The sequence below is a fragment of the Paraburkholderia sp. FW306-2-2C-D06C genome (genome assembly GCF_058781505.1).
The window spans coordinates 1-14297 of record NZ_JBYSWU010000015.1 but is presented as its reverse complement, the minus strand read 5'-3'; the positions used below and the strand labels follow the sequence as shown (position 1 = coordinate 14297).

Annotated in this window: 13 protein-coding genes; 9 read left to right on the top strand and 4 right to left on the bottom strand. The window is 61.6% G+C overall.

Translation table 11 applies throughout. The annotated features are described in order from the left end of the window. Window positions 1–117: 117 nt before the first annotated feature. The 3 genes from icmH to tssJ all read right to left on the bottom strand — a co-directional run bounded on the left by icmH (window position 118) and on the right by tssJ (window position 2975). Window positions 118–897, bottom strand: coding sequence for a type IVB secretion system protein IcmH/DotU (gene icmH, locus AC3WLT_RS13830; RefSeq protein WP_492592278.1), 780 nt, complete (start codon window positions 895–897; stop codon window positions 118–120). Further along, window positions 894–2240 (bottom strand): type VI secretion system baseplate subunit TssK, encoded by a 1347-nt coding sequence (tssK, locus tag AC3WLT_RS13825; protein ID WP_492592277.1) that lies wholly within the window; start codon window positions 2238–2240, stop codon window positions 894–896. Before tssK ends, icmH begins: the two co-directional genes overlap by 4 nt. Window positions 2241–2348: 108 nt before the next feature. Beyond that, window positions 2349–2975 carry a type VI secretion system lipoprotein TssJ gene (gene tssJ / locus AC3WLT_RS13820; RefSeq protein WP_492592389.1) on the bottom strand — a complete coding sequence of 209 codons (627 nt, stop codon included), beginning with the start codon at window positions 2973–2975 and terminating at the stop codon, window positions 2349–2351. A gap of 373 nt (window positions 2976–3348) precedes the next feature. Here tssJ and AC3WLT_RS13815 point away from each other — a divergent pair, with 373 nt between their 5' ends. The 9 genes from AC3WLT_RS13815 to tssA all read left to right on the top strand — a co-directional run bounded on the left by AC3WLT_RS13815 (window position 3349) and on the right by tssA (window position 14149). Continuing rightward, window positions 3349–4050 carry a tetratricopeptide repeat protein gene (locus tag AC3WLT_RS13815; protein ID WP_492592276.1) on the top strand — a complete coding sequence of 234 codons (702 nt, stop codon included), beginning with the start codon at window positions 3349–3351 and terminating at the stop codon, window positions 4048–4050. Window positions 4051–4087: 37 nt separating this feature from the next. Continuing rightward, entirely contained in the window at window positions 4088–4636 is a 549-nt protein-coding gene (gene tssB / locus AC3WLT_RS13810; protein ID WP_492592275.1) for a type VI secretion system contractile sheath small subunit, read from the top strand. Between the two features lie 14 nt (window positions 4637–4650). Continuing rightward, a complete protein-coding gene (gene tssC / locus AC3WLT_RS13805) occupies window positions 4651–6141 on the top strand; it encodes a type VI secretion system contractile sheath large subunit (protein ID WP_492592274.1) in 1491 nt (496 codons plus the stop codon). 72 nt (window positions 6142–6213) lie between these two features. Continuing rightward, window positions 6214–6717 (top strand): Hcp family type VI secretion system effector, encoded by a 504-nt coding sequence (locus AC3WLT_RS13800; protein WP_006052923.1) that lies wholly within the window; start codon window positions 6214–6216, stop codon window positions 6715–6717. Between the two features lie 84 nt (window positions 6718–6801). Next, window positions 6802–7281: a type VI secretion system baseplate subunit TssE gene (gene tssE, locus AC3WLT_RS13795; protein WP_007176945.1), complete on the top strand. Its 480-nt coding sequence runs from the start codon at window positions 6802–6804 to the stop codon at window positions 7279–7281. A gap of 90 nt (window positions 7282–7371) precedes the next feature. Continuing rightward, on the top strand, window positions 7372–9210 hold the full coding sequence (gene tssF / locus AC3WLT_RS13790) for a type VI secretion system baseplate subunit TssF (protein WP_492592273.1): 1839 nt from the start codon (window positions 7372–7374) through the stop codon (window positions 9208–9210). Then, window positions 9174–10268, top strand: a complete 1095-nt coding sequence (gene tssG, locus AC3WLT_RS13785) for a type VI secretion system baseplate subunit TssG (RefSeq protein WP_492592272.1) — start codon at window positions 9174–9176, stop codon at window positions 10266–10268. The genes tssF and tssG overlap by 37 nt, the downstream gene beginning before the upstream one ends. Before the next feature lie 35 nt (window positions 10269–10303). Then, entirely contained in the window at window positions 10304–12979 is a 2676-nt protein-coding gene (gene tssH, locus AC3WLT_RS13780; RefSeq protein WP_492592271.1) for a type VI secretion system ATPase TssH, read from the top strand. Window positions 12980–13045: 66 nt separating this feature from the next. After that, window positions 13046–14149, top strand: a complete 1104-nt coding sequence (gene tssA / locus AC3WLT_RS13775) for a type VI secretion system protein TssA (RefSeq protein ID WP_492592388.1) — start codon at window positions 13046–13048, stop codon at window positions 14147–14149. Between the two features lie 41 nt (window positions 14150–14190). On the opposite strand, the gene AC3WLT_RS13770 is transcribed toward tssA, so the two are convergent. Beyond that, the coding region (locus tag AC3WLT_RS13770; protein WP_492592387.1) for an integrase core domain-containing protein at window positions 14191–14297 on the bottom strand (107 nt) is incomplete at its 5' end.

Below are 14297 nucleotides of genomic sequence, written 5' to 3'. Positions count from 1 at the left end.
TTCGGCGTGACAGGAAGGTGGTAATGCAAAGGCGGCCGCGCGTGAGCGGGCCGCCTTTATTTTGCAGGGTGACGCCGTCATTACGCTCCTTCGACGCCCCCGCGACGACAACTCGAATTACGGCAACGAGATCGTCAGCGTAGCCGACTGCGGCCCGAGCTTGACCACTTGCGAATACGGCGCGAGCGTATGCAGCGTCTGATCGCGCAGATATGTGTTCAGGCCGAGGTAAGCCAGCAGCCCGACCAGCGCGAACACCGCGCCGATCGACCACAACGGCACCTCGCGCTTGAGCCGGTGCGCGACCTGGTCGGGCACCGGCCAGTGCGGCGCGAACGGCGCGCGCTTGCCCTTCATATGCGCGATTTCATCGCCGATACGCGCGGTCAGATACGCGAGCTTCTCCGGCCCTTCGAGCAAATACTTGCCCTGAAAGCCGAGCAGCAGACACATGTGAAACACCTCGAGCGATTGCAGCCGGGCGGCGCCTTGCGCGCGGCATTCCTCGAGATACTGGAAGAATTTCTCGCCCGCCAGCTGCTCGCCGAACAGCACCAGCTGCAGCGGACGGCGCTCCCATTCAGTACGGATCCTGAACGTCGACGACAGCACGGATTCGTCGATCGCCGCGCAGAACGCAAACTTCGACGCGTACACGTCTTCCGCCGACGCGTTGAGCTTTTTCGCGCCGCGTTCGAAGTCGCCGAGAAACTGCTGGATACGCTGGCTGAATTCGTGCGCGTCGCCGGGCTCGCGGCCGTTCTTCAGCAGGAACAGCATGAAGAAGCCGTCGTACAGCAGATCGAGCAGCGAGCGAACCTGGTAGCTCGGCTCGGCGGCGGGGGCGGGGGGCGCGGCAGGCGTGCTGCCGCCAAACAGGGAAGGCGCGTAGCTCATGATGTGACGGCGATCAGTTCGAGTTGAAGATCGTTGATGCCCGACGGTGCGTAGATCATCGCCGATTGGGCCTGCAACATGCGGTCATACAGTGCGCCGCGCGATTCGAAGGAGAAGTAGCATGCGCCCGGCCGTACCGGAATGGCGGGCGGCACCTGCGGCGTGTAGACGAGCCGCACGCCCGGCATTGCCGAGAGCACCAGCTTGTCGACGTCGTCCGGCGCGCCGACCTTGAAGCGCGCGGGCACGGCTTCGACGAGTTCGGCGGTCGGCATGTCCGCCGACACCGCGATATAGAACATGGTCTTGTCGTCGATCTTGCCCGAGTCGAGCCGGCCGGCATGGAACGACGGCCGTACCTCTTCGAGCGCAATCGCGAAGTAGCGTGTCGAGATCACCGTTTCGAGCAGATCGCGCAGGATCGTGTCGAGCCGCGCGAAGCCCGGGCCCGGATCGTCGTGCCGGTAAGCGGGCAGATCGGACAGCGCATAACCCTTCGAAAACGTCATCAACTGGCCGGCAAGACGCAGCAGCTCCTGGAACAGGCGCTCCGGATGCAGCGCCGGGTGCTGATACAGATGCGCAAGCGACGCGAACGCCGCGCTCGCGGTGTGCAGCAGCCAGAACGACGCGATGTCGCCGGAACGGAACTCGATGATGTTCTTGGTCGGCTCGCGGTGAAAACCGTACAGCGCATTGACCTTGGCTTGCAATGCGTCGATCAGTTGACGCAGCCGCTGGTGCAGGATCGCCGACGCGTCGATCGCGAGGCAGGGCGGCACGAAGCCGTCGTCGATCTCGAAGCCTGAAGTAGCGGTGCGGCGCACGCGCACGAGCGGCACCGACAGCAACTGGTCGCGCGGCTCGCTATGCGCAATGAGTTTGACGCTGGTCTTCAGGAAGGTGATGTCGGCTTCGGCGGCGTCGGTGAAATGGTCCGACACCGGCGTCTGCTCGCTGACGTAACGCGACACGAAGCCCGCGTTGCTGTCGTGCGAATAGTTCGCGCCGGTTTCGCGCAGCGGATGCAGCGCCAGATAAAAGGTGAATTCGTTGATGCCGTCCGGCAAGGTGTCCAGCGCGATCGGCGGCGGCAGGTCGTCGGCTTGCGGCGCGGAGTAGAGCGCGCCGTCCGGAAACACCAGCGACAGTTCGCTCGCGCGCAGCACATTGCTGCCGAGCGCATCGCGGTCGAAGCGCACCGAACGCACGCCCCAGTTGTATGGCTGGATCGCCTGAATCGATTCGAACAGGCGTGCTTCGTGATAGGCGTCCTGACGCTGAAAATGCTGCGGCCTGAGAAAAAGGCCTTCCCCCCAGAGCACTTTTGCGGAATAACTCATCTCAAACCTGTTATATGCGTTCAGCTTGTGGCGCGCCCGGTGATAACCGATTCGAGCGCTGCATTGTTAATTCTCTAAAAACTGTTAAATCGTATTTGCCCGGCATCTTTAACCGCAACTTACGGAAGAAAGCATATTCAGCGGTTGCGCAGGCAATCCCTGTTCAGGCGGGATCACCGCGCCGTTGGTCACCGTCATTGCACAGTTATGCAGGCCGATCATTATGCCGGATTTCTCCGACTTCGCCGGATCGAAGGCGAATTTCCAGCGCTGCATCGCGGGATCGCGGAATAGCGCGACGATACCGAATGCCTGCGCTTCACGCGAGACTTTTTCAGTGACAACGTAGCGCTGACCCGGGATCAGCGTCACTTCGCGCACACCCAGCAAATCGTCGCCGAGCGTGGTCTTTTCCTTCGCCGGATCGGTAAAGGCGTCGAATGGCGCCTGCTGGAATGAAGTGGGGTCCTTCAGCACGTAAAGCCGAACGACGAGCGCCAATGGCCGTTTATCATTGGCGGCATTCAGATTCGGTGCGGCATATAACGTGAGCCCGACATTGCGCGGCGGCTTTTGCGCATCGGGCAGGTCCGGCTTGCCGAGGCCGCTTGCCTGCAAAGCCGCGTTGGCGGCGGCTCCCAGCACGGTCACGCCGGCCGCGCAGCCGCCCAGAAGCGCGCATGCAGCGGCGTTTGCAATCAATAGCGATGCACGGCGAACAAGACGCGAATTCATATACATCGACCGGCTCGACGCCGTCCCCCCGTCAAAACACCAATAACGAAACCAATCCGGCAATCGGCGGCAATCAGCAGCAACGCTATGCCGCGTATTGCGCTTTATGCAAAGCGCATTGCTGTCACAGCACATACATGCTTGCCGCCGGCCGAGCGGAAATTTTTTCCGTTCTCTGCTTTGCCACTATTGCACCAGGAAACAATTTCTGCATGTTTCGTTTAAATCGTCCGCATGCGTTTTTTTTGTGCAATGCTTCTTCACACGAAAGTTGAATTATCGAAAATTGGCCTGTACTATACCCGCGCACTTGAAGCAAAGCAAAACTCCGGTTTCTCCTTGAATTAAAAAATTCGCACGTCGGTGAAAAACGATGAATGAGCGTCTGTTAGTAAAATTATCTGGGGTAGTGTTGGCATGCGGCGTGATTGCCGGCTGCGCGACACAAGGCAACAACGCAGCGACCACGCCGGAGGCTTTTAATAAGCAACTCGCGGACGCCGATACCGTCGCCAAGGGCGGTGATCAGGATCGTGCAATCGCGCTTTACCAGCAACTTTCCAAGTCCGATCCAACCCGTGAAGAACCGTGGTCGCGCATTGCCCAGATCCAGTTCACGCAAGGTCATTACGGCCAGGCCATCGTCGCTGCGCAAGAAGCGCTGCAACGCGATCAGAGCGACCGTCAGGCGAAGAGCGTTCTGGCTGTAGCCGGCCTGCGCGTCGCCACGCAATCGCTCGGCGAATTGCGTCAGGATGCGTCGCTCGCGGGCGATGCGAAGTCCGACGCGCAAGCGCTCGCCAAGCAACTGCGCGACACGCTTGGCGAAGCCTCGTTGTTCCCGCCCGATCCGAGCGACAAACCCGCGGTGAAGAAGAAGCGCATCGTTCGCCACGTCCCGAAGGGCAAGCCCGCAGATGCGGCGGATACGGCCACCAGCGTGGCGGCTCCGGCTGCTACGCCTGCAGCTCCGGCCGCGCCTGCAGCACCGGCGCCGGCCGCGGCGGCACCTGCCGCACCCGTCAAAGCCGCAAAAAGCGGCGGTGCATCCGATCCGTTCAGCGCACTGCGCTGATCCACACGCCTGATTCATCTGCATCCGGGAGCCGACGATGGCGAAGAAAGAAAGCATTCAAAAACGCTTGCAAAAAGTGCGGCCGCCCCGCGTTCAACTGACCTATGAGGTCGAGCGCGGCGATGCGATTGAAATAAAGGAGTTGCCGTTCGTCGTCGGTGTGGTGGCCGATCTGGCGGGGCAGTCCGAAATCGAACAGCCGAAGCTGCGCGATCGCAAGTTCGTCAACATCGATCGCGACAATTTCGACGACGTGATGAAGGCGATCGAACCGCGCGCCGCGTTCCAGGTTGAAAACCGTCTGAGCGAAGCGGGCGGCAAATTCGCCGTCGATCTGCGTTTCAAGTCGATGGCCGATTTCAATCCGGATGAAGTGGTCGCGCAAATCGAGCCGCTCGCGCGCCTGCTCGATGCGCGTTCGAAGCTCGCCGACCTGCGCAACAAGCTGGCCGGCAATGACAAGCTCGAGGACCTGCTGAGCGAAGTGCTCAACAACACGCAGCAGTTGCAAACGCTGGCGAAAGACCAGGGCAACGCAGCGGACCAGCACGCCGGCGCGCCGGATCATGACAAGCAGGGCGAATAAGTACGGGGTGTGAGATGAACCAGCAAACGGCAGCAGCCCAACTCGCCACCGCGCAAAGCGGCACGGAATCCACGCTGCTCGACGAAATCGTCGAGAAAAGCCGCGTGGCGAAGTCCGATTCGGAACACGCGCGTGCGAAGGACCTGATCGGCGAACTCGTGCATCAGGTGCTCGACGGCACCGTGGTGGTGTCCGACAATCTGTCGGCCACGATCGACGCGCGCGTCGCGGAACTCGACCGCCTGATCTCCGCGCAGCTGAGCGCGGTGATGCACGCGCCGGAATTCCAGCGTATGGAAAGCACGTGGCGCGGTCTGGACTACCTGTGCAAGGAAAGCAATACCGGTGCGACGGTCAAGATCAAGGCGCTGCATGCGCCCAAGCGCGACCTCGTGCGCGACTTCAAGACCGCGATCGAATTCGATCAGAGCGCACTCTTCAAGAAGGTGTATGAAGAAGAGTTCGGCACCTTCGGTGGCGCGCCGTTCGGCACGATCATCGGCGACTTCGAAGTGACCCGTCAGCCGGAAGACGTCTACTTCATCGAGCAGATGTCGCACGTGGCGGCGGCCGCGCATGCGCCGTTCATCGCGTCGGCGTCGCCCGAGTTGCTGGGCCTTGAAACCTTCGCGGATCTCGGCAAGCCGCGCGACCTCGGCAAGGTGTTCGACACGGTCGAATATGCAAAGTGGAAGTCGTTCCGCGACGCTGAAGATTCGCGCTATGTCGGCCTGACGTTGCCGCGTTTTCTCGGCCGCCTGCCGTTCAATCCGAAAGACGGCGCGACCGCGGAAGGCTTCAACTTCGTTGAAGATGTGGACGGCACCGATCACAGCAAATATCTGTGGTGTAACGCGGCGTGGGCCTTCGCGGCACGCCTGACGGCCGCATTCGACGACTTCGGCTGGTGCGCGGCGATTCGCGGCGTGGAAGGCGGCGGTCTGGTGGAAGATCTGCCCACTCACACGTTCAAGACCGACGACGGCGAAGTCGCGCTGAAATGCCCGACCGAAATCGCGATTACCGATCGCCGCGAAAAAGAACTGAGCGACCTCGGTTTCATTCCGCTCGTGCATTGCAAGAACTCGGACTATGCCGCGTTCTTCGCCGCGCAGTCGGTACAGAAGCCGAAGAAATACAGCACCGATAGCGCGAATGCGAACGCCGTGTTGTCCGCGCAGTTGCAATACATCTTCTCGGTGTCGCGCGTTGCGCACTACCTGAAAGCGATGATGCGCGACAAGATCGGCAGTTTCGCTTCAGCCGGCAATGTCGAAGTATTCCTGAACCGTTGGATCTCCCAGTACGTGCTGCTGGACGACAACGCGACTCAGGAGCAGAAAGCGCAGTTTCCGCTGCGTGAGGCATCGATACAGGTCTCGGAGATTCCGGGCAAGCCTGGTGCGTATCGTTCGGTCGCATTTCTGCGCCCGCACTTTCAACTGGACGAGCTTTCGATCTCTTTGCGGCTTGTCGCCGACTTGCCGAAACCGGCAAATTCATAAACGAAGTCAGAAAGCCCGTGCGGGCCGCACGGGTAGGCTGTTAAAACCACCTCTTTGGGGAGTCGATGAGTTATGAAGGACATCTATTTAAAATTCGGCAATCCGGCGATCAAAGGCGAGTCCGCCGATAAGGATCATGCTGGCTGGATCGAAATCGATTCGTGGAGCCACTCGATCACGCAGCCGCGTTCGGCAACGGCTTCGACGGCGGGCGGTCACACGTCCGAGCGTTGCGAACATGCTGACATGCAGTTCACGAAAGATATCGACGTGGTCAGCCCGCTGATCTATCAGCACGCATCGGGCGGCACGACGTTCGACGAAGTGACGATCGACTTCATGCGTTCGGACGGCGAAGGCAACCGCATCAAGTACCTGGAAGTGAAACTCAAGTACGTGATCATCTCGAGCGTGACGCCGAGCGTGGTGGGCGAAGGCCTGCCGAGCGAACAGTTCTCGCTGAAGTACGCTGCCGTGCAGTGGAAGTACACGCAGCAGAAGATCGGCGGCAACCAGGGCGGCAACGCGCAAGGAGCGTGGAGCCTGACGAAGAACGACAAGACGTACGCGGTCTGATGTCAGGGCGCACATGGCGCGCGCGGTGTAAATCCGCTCGCGCATGCCGTGCGCGCCTCGCGTCGAACCGGTTCTCGGTACCTGATGAAACGCTTCGAACCCAGCTTTCTCGACAAGCTGTTCGACGACGAACCGCATCTGCCGGCTTCCCCGGCGATGCGGCAATTGTCGTTGGATGAATTGAAGAGCACTGTCGCTCGCGACGTCGAGGCGATCCTGAACACGCGGATTGCGCTGACCGAACACGAACTGGCGGCGCTGCCGGAATGTCAGCGCTCGGTGCTGACGTACGGTCTGAACGATTTCGCGGGCCTGAGTCTCGCGAGTCATTACGACCGCACGTTCATCTGTAAATCGATTCAACAGGCAATTGCGCGGCACGAGCCGCGTCTGCAACAGGTTGCGGTAACGCTCGAGCTGAACGAACAATCGACCAACGCGCTCAACTTTGCGATTCAGGCGCTGCTGGTCGTGCATCCGGCAGAAGAACCGGTGAGTTTCGATGCGATGCTGCAGCCTTCCACGCTGCAATACTCGGTGACGCGCGCACGCGCGAAGCTTTAGTACCGCACTTCAGTACCGCTTTTCTGCCGCCGTTACGCGCAACGGCGGCGATAGTTTGGGCGGAGATGGTTCAGGTCCGGGGATAGATCGATGGAAGAATTGCTGCCGTATTACGAGCGCGAATTATCATTTCTGCGGCGCTATTCGCGCGATTTCGCCGAGCGCTATCCAAAGATCGCGGCGCGTCTGGCGATGTCCGGCGAGCACTGCGAAGATCCGCACGTCGAGCGGATGATCGAATCGTTCGCGCTGCTGGGCGCGCGCATCAACAAGAAACTCGACGACGACTACCCCGAATTCACTGAAGCGCTGCTGGAAGTGCTGTATCCGCACTATCTACGGCCGTTTCCGTCTTGCTCGATCGCGCAGTTGGGGACCTCCGCCGCGCTCAGTCACCTGACCGAGCCGGTCCTGGTGGCGCGCGGCACTGAACTCAAATCGCGGCCGATTCGCGGCGTGCAATGCCGTTTCCGCACCGCCTACGACGTGACGCTGGCGCCGATTCGTATCTCCGAGGCGAAATACACGTCGGTGGCGATGGCGCCGAGCGCCACCATTTTGCCGGGCAACGCTACGGCGATCGTGTCTATCACGTTCGAATCGACGGCGCCGCAACTCGATCTGTCCGCGCTGAAAGTCGGTACGCTGCGCACTCACCTGCACGGCGAACAATCGTTTATCGCGGCGCTGGCCGATTGCCTGTTCGTCAACGCAATGGCCACCTATGTAGAACCTGACCGGCGCGGCGTGTGGAAGCAACTGCGTGAATCGCCGGTCGTGCAAGCGGGCTTCGATGAAGAAGACGCGCTGATCGACTATCCGGCCAAATCGCACCCGGCGTACCGGCTGCTGACCGAATACTTCGCATTCCCCGAAAAATTCAATTTCGCCGACTTCGATCTGGCGGCGATGACGCGCGCAAGCGGCCGCTGCCAGCGCCTGACGCTGCACGTCGTGCTCAAGGATGTGCGCAGCGATTCGCACGTCGCGCGACTGCTCGATTCGTTGTCGGCGCATCATTTCCGGCTGTTCTGCACGCCGGTCGTCAATCTGTTCGAGCAGCACGGCGAGCCGATCCGGATCAGCCATCAGGCGATTTCGTATCCGGTGATCGCCGAAGCGCGCCGCGCGTTTGCGTATGAGGTTTATTCGATCGATTCGGTGCAGCTGGTCAGGCAGCAGGCGCATGGAGAATCGGTGATCGAATTCCGGCCGTTCTATTCGCTGCATCATGGCGAAGCGGGGCGGGCCGGGCATTACTGGTTCGCGCGGCGCAACGATTGGGTCGCGCAGAAAAGTCCCGGCTACGAGACCGAGATTTCGATCGTCGATATCGACTTCGAACCGGCCGCGCCGCAAACCGACACGCTTAGCCTCGATTTGACCTGCACCAATCGCGACTTGCCCGCTGGCCTCGCGGTGGGTCTCGAAGGCGGCGATCTGTATCTCGAAGGCGGTTCGCTGACCGGCAGCATCACGATGCTGCGCCGGCCGACGCCGAGCGTGCGTTTCGAACGCGGGCGCGCCGCGCACTGGCGGCTGATTTCGCATCTGGCGCTGAATCATGTATCGCTCGCCAATAGCGGCTTGTCGGCGCTCAAGGAAATGCTGGTTCTGTACGATTTGCGGCGCACGGCGGTGTCCGCACGGCATATCGACGGGCTGGTGGGCATCGAACAGTGCGCGGCCGTGCAATGGCTGCCGGGCAAACCGTTCGCGACGTTCGTGCGCGGCATCGAGATCCGCCTGACGATCGACGAAGAGCATTTCGTCGGTACGAGCCTCGCGTCGTTCGTACGGGTGATCGACACGTTTTTTGGGCTGTACGTGCATCTGAACAGCTTTGTGCAACTGGTCGTCGTGTCGAAGCGCACCGGCGAGGAGATCCTGCGATGCAAACCGCGCAGCGGCGAATCGATTCTGGCGTAGTCGAGCAGCTTCTCGACGAACCGCATCGCTTCGAGTTTTTTCAGGCGGTGCGGATTCTCGAGAAGTGGTTCGCGCAGCAAACGCCGTCAAGTGCTGGACGTCCTGGCGAAATCGTCGCGCAGCGGATTGCCTTTCGCAATTCGCTGTCGATGTCGTTTCCGCCGAGCGAAATTCACAGCGCACAGTCTTACGACGACGCAGGCGCAGCGCTGAAAGAGAAACCGCAGCGCACGGCCGCGCTCGAAGACGGTTCACTCGACAAGGTCGATATCACGCCGGCGTTTTTCGGTTTGCTCGGTGGCCAGGGCGCATTGCCGTTGCACTACACCGAACAGATCATCGAGCGCGAGCAGATCAGGCGCGATCGCGCGGCGCGCGAGTTCTTCGACGTATTTGCGAATCGCGCGACCGCGCTGTTCTACGCGGCATGGAAGAAATACCGGCTGCCGTTTCATTACGAACTGGATCGCGACGAACGCTATCTGCCGCTGTTGCTCGCGTTGGCCGGCGTCGCCGACGACGACACGCGCAACAGTCTGCAAAGCGGCGACGGCGCGCTGTTCGACGAAGCGATTGCCGGCTACGCACTGGCCGCGCGGCATCGGCCGGTGTCGGCGGCGTATCTGCAACGCACGCTGTCGGAGTACTTCAAGGTGCCGGTGCGCGTCGAGCAGTTCGTCGGCAAATGGTACGACGTGCCGCGCGATCAGCTCACCGTGCTCGGCAGCGTCAACGCGACGCTCGGCGCCACTGCGCTGGCGGGCGAACGGGTCTGGCAGCGCGACATGCGCGCGCGGCTCGTGATCGGACCGCTCGACAAGCAGAACTACGAAGCGTTCTTACCCGGCGCCGAGCGTGCCGTCGGGCTCGAACGCATGCTGACGCTGCTCGCCGGCGTGACGCTCGAATACGAGGTCTCGCTGGTGTTGCGCCGTGCGGAGGTGGGCGCAAGCATTCTTGGCAACGGCGCGCGCCTCGGCTGGGACGCGTTCCTGTGCACCAGGGAAGCCGACGGCGATCGCGCGGATGCCCGCTACGAATTGCACGTGATTCACTGACCATAACGATAGAACCTGGACCCGGATCTCACGACATGAGCACGTCCCTCAACACCCTGATCGCCAAACTGAATCCGACCTGCCGACAGGCGGCTTTGCTGGCGGCGAACAATTGTCTCGCACGCGGTCACTATGAGGTCGACCTTGAACATCTGTTGCTGGCGCTGCTCGATGAACCGGCGAGCGATGTCGCGCTGGTGCTGCGCGCGAGCAAGGTCGATGCGCACGCGCTGCGCGCCGATCTCGAACGCGAGTTGCAGCGTTTGAAAACCGGCAATACGCGCACTCCGGTGTTCTCCGTGCATCTGATCGCGCTGCTCGAACAGGCGTGGCTGATTGCATCGCTCGATTCACAGATCGGGCGGATTCGTTCGGGGCATCTGTTGCTGGCGCTGCTGAGCGCGCCGGACCTCGCGCAGTTTGCAGAGCGCATGTCGCCGCTGCTGCGCGATGTGCGTGTGACGGATCTGAAGCACAAGTTCGACGAACTGACCGCCGGGTCGCGTGAAGTCGAACGCGGCCAGGCAACCGAGAACGCGCCTGAAGGCGCCGGGAACCCGGCGGCGGCCGATGCAACGCCCGGTGCGCCTTCGAAAACGCCCGCCCTCGATACTTACACGAGCAATCTCACGCAGCGTGCGCGCGAAGGCAAGATCGATCCCGTGATCGGCCGTGAAGGCGAGATTCGCCAGACCATCGATATTCTGATGCGCCGCCGGCAGAACAATCCGATCATGACGGGCGAGGCGGGTGTCGGCAAGACGGCAGTGGTCGAAGGACTCGCGCGGCGCATTGCAGCGGACGACGTGCCCGCACCGCTGAAAGGCGTCGCACTGCATGTGCTCGATATGGGGCTGCTGCAAGCCGGCGCGAGCGTCAAGGGCGAATTCGAGAACCGTCTGAAGAACGTGATCGACGAGGTCAAGAAGAGCCCGCATCCGATCATTCTGTTTATCGATGAAGCGCATACGATCATCGGCGCCGGTGGCCAGGCCGGGCAGAACGATGCGGCGAATCTGCTGAAGCCGGCGTTGGCGCGCGGCGAATTGCGCACCATCGCGGCAACCACCTGGAGCGAATACAAGAAGTACTTCGAAAAAGACGCGGCGCTCGCGCGGCGTTTCCAGGTCGTCAAGATCGAGGAGCCGAGCGAGACGCTGGCGGCGGCGATGCTGCGCGGTATGGCCGCGTTGATGGAAAAGCACTTCAATGTCCGCGTGCTCGACGACGCGATCACCGAAGCGGTGCGTCTGTCGCATCGCTACATCAGCGGACGTCAGTTGCCGGACAAGGCGATCAGCGTGCTCGACACCGCCTGCGCGAAGGTCGCGCTCGCGCATAGCTCGACGCCCGCCGCCATCGACGACACAAAGAAACGGCTCGAACGTATCGACGCTGAAATCGCCGCGCTGGAACGCGAAGTGGCGAGCGGCGCGCTGCACGACGAGCGGCTCGCGGAACTCCGCAGCCTGCGCGAAGAAGACCTAAAGGATCTCGCCGAAGACGAAGCGCGCTACGACAAGGAGCGCGCGCTGGTCACGGAGATCGTCGGCTTGCGCGCGGAAATCGACGCGGCGCGGGTGAGCAGCGCGGACGCCGGGCAGGCCGAAAAGGCGCAGCAGGCGCGCGAAACGCTTGCCACGCGCGTCGCCGAATTGCACGCATTGCAGGGCGGTCAACCGATGGTGCCGTTGCAGGTCGACGCTCACGTGGTTGCAGAAATCGTCGCCTCGTGGACCGGCATTCCGCTCGGCCGCATGGTCAAGGACGAAATCCAGACCGTGCTGAACTTGCAACCGCTGCTGGCCGCGCGCGTGATCGGCCAGGATCATGCGCTCGAAGCGGTCGCGCAACGCGTGCGCACCGCCAGCGCGAATCTCGAAGACCCGAACAAACCGCGTGGCGTGTTCATGTTCGTCGGACCGTCGGGTGTCGGCAAGACCGAAACCGCGCTGGCGCTTGCCGATGTGTTGTATGGCGGCGAACGCAAGATGGTCACCATCAACATGAGCGAGTATCAGGAAGCGCATAGTGTGTCGGGCCTGAAGGGCTCGCCGCCGGGCTATGTCGGTTACGGCGAGGGCGGCGTGCTGACCGAGGCGGTGCGGCGCAATCCGTATTCGGTGGTGCTGCTCGACGAAGTCGAAAAGGCGCATCCGGATGTGCTCGAAATGTTCTTCCAGGTGTTCGACAAGGGCATGATGGACGACGCCGAAGGACGCGAAATAGATTTCCGCAATACGCTGATCATTCTGACCTCGAACGTCGGCTCGCAAGCGGTGATGCAGGCGTGCCTGAACAAGAGCGCCGAAGCGTTGCCGGACGCCGACGCACTCGCCGAGACCTTGCGCCCGCAGTTGTACAAAGCGTTCAAACCGGCGTTTCTCGGCCGCATGAAAGTGGTGCCGTACTATCCGATTTCGGATGACGTGCTCGCCGAAATCATCGAGTTGAAACTGGAGCGGATTCGCCGCCGCATCGAGTCGAATCACAAGGCGGTGTTCGAATGGGACGAATCGCTCGTCGACGCGGTGCTCGCGCGTTGTACCGAAGTGGATTCCGGTGCGCGCAATGTCGATCACATTCTGAACGGCACGCTCCTGCCTGAAGTCGCGCAGCAGGTGCTGGAGCGCATTGCGAACGGCGTCGCGATCGAACGCATCGCGGTGCGGGCGAGCGACGCGGGTGAGTTCGAATACACGGTTGTGTAAAGGGGCATGCGCGCTGCGCCCGCCAATCTGATTTAATGCCGTACTGGATACTTATTGCTTTCTGTCATGCCGACCAACCTGAACACGCTGCTGGCTCCGATCAATGAATCCTCGCCGTGCGGAGAAGATTTGCTGTTTTCGGCCGATTTCGATGCGATCCAGCACGCGCGCCGTTTCGAAGACCCGTCGCTGGATCAGGGCGAATGGGTCACGGATATCAAAGAGGCCGACTGGCCGTTCGTCGTCGAACGCTGTAGCCGCCTGCTGCAAACCCAGACCAAGGATTTGCGGCTGGCCGTGTGGCTGACCGAAGCGCTCGCGATCGAAGAGGGCGTCACCGGTCTCACGCAAGGTTATGCGTTGCTGAGCGGGCTGTGCGAACGCTATTGGGATCATGTGCATCCGCTGCCTGAAGGCGACGATACCGAATACCGCCTCGGCAACGTCGCCTGGCTGGTCGGGCGCACCGGCGAGCTGCTGCGCGCGATGCCGCTGACTTCATCGCAAGGCAATTCGTACAGCACGATCGATTGGGACGTCGCCACGCATGTCGCGCAAGCGGTCAAACGCGATCCGGACCACGCCGACGATATCGTGCGCGGCAAGCCGTCGATCGAGCAGATCGAAGCTTCGAAACGCGCCACACCGCCTGCGTTTTATTCGGCGCTGCTGGCCGATCTGAAAGCGTTCGAAGCGGCGATGCTCGCGCTCGAACAGGAACTGGACCGGCGCGCCGCGGATTTCGCGCCGAGCTTCCGTCAGGTCAAGGACGCGTATGACAGCGTCTATCGTTTGGCCGAGCGCTTCGCACGCGAGCTTGGAGTGAGCGCGGAAGCGGCGCCGCCGAACGCACCGAAGCCAGACGAGCACGAACGCGCCGAGCCTACCTTCAAGACGTCACCGCAACGCGAGGAGCCCGTGTTGACGACCACGCCGAGCGGTCCGATTGCAGGAATCCAGAGCCGTGCGCAGGCCGTCGCCCAATTGCGCGCGGTGGCCAAGTTCTTTCGCAGCACGGAGCCGCATAATCCGGCCGCTTATCTCGCCGACAAGGCGGCGGAATGCGCGGATATGCCTTTGCATCAGTGGCTGTCCTCGGTCGTGAAAGACGATGGGTCGCTCGCGCATATTCGCGAGTTGCTGGGTGTGAAGCCTGACGAAAACAGTTAACGCCATCCACGGCAATGACCCGTCCTGACATAGGTTGACACCTACGCACCGCTGTTCGCGGTTAGAAACGCCCGATGAAGTTCATCGGGCGTTTTGTATTTTAAAGAATGATGCGGTCGTTCCTGGTTGTAGATCTGCACCGACTGCC